Source organism: Catenulispora pinisilvae (assembly GCF_015356865.1).
Lineage (GTDB): Bacteria > Actinomycetota > Actinomycetes > Streptomycetales > Catenulisporaceae > Catenulispora > Catenulispora pinisilvae.
Genome location: NZ_JAAFZA010000559.1, coordinates 1 through 669 on the forward strand (window position 1 = coordinate 1; position 669 = coordinate 669).

Annotated in this window: 1 protein-coding gene; it reads left to right on the plus strand. The window is 71.6% G+C overall.

The features are described from left to right. Window positions 1-334 (plus strand): 5-oxoprolinase subunit C family protein (locus IZR01_RS49420; RefSeq protein ID WP_499698316.1); only part of this gene is annotated, 334 nt, incomplete at its 5' end. Window positions 335-669 lie beyond the last annotated feature (335 nt).

The window sequence follows — 669 nt, forward strand, 5'->3', positions numbered from 1 at the left end:
GCCGCGCAGTGAGTGGTTCGGGGACGATGCGGTGCGGGATTTGGTGGCGGCTCGGTGGGAGGTGGGGACGGAGTCGAATCGGACGGCGGTGCGGTTGGAGGGGCCCGCTTTGCGGTGGGCCCGGGACGTGGAGCCGGCGAGTGAGCCTCTGGTTGTGGGGGCCGTGCAGGTGCCTCGGGATGGGCGGCCGGTGCTGTTCCTGGCCGACCATCCGGTGACCGGGGGGTATCCGGTGATCGCGTGTGCGCATCCGGCGGATTTGGACGCCGTGGGGCAGGCGCGGCCGGGGACGGGTATTCGGTTCCGGATGGTCGGCGGGTCGGGGCGGCGGTGAGGGTGATGAAGGCGGTGAGAGTGGCGAAGGCGGTGAGGGTGGTGAGGGTGGTGAGGGGAGCTTGGCTGTGAGGGCGATGGCGAGGTGGCGGTGATGGTGATGGTGGGCGCGGTGGATAGGGGCGACTGTGGGCGTGGTGGTAGCGCCGACAGCGGGTAGTGCGGTGGGGTTGACCGGATGTGCGTGGCGGCGGGATCGCCAGGGGGGTGTCAGGTCGCGCCGGGGGCCGTGCCTGACTGGCCGCGAGATGGGTTCATGTACGCGCCGAGGGTCGCTCGGGCCAGCGAGGACTGCGCGCGGGAGAAGAACCGTGAACTTGGGCCGGACCCGGGAGG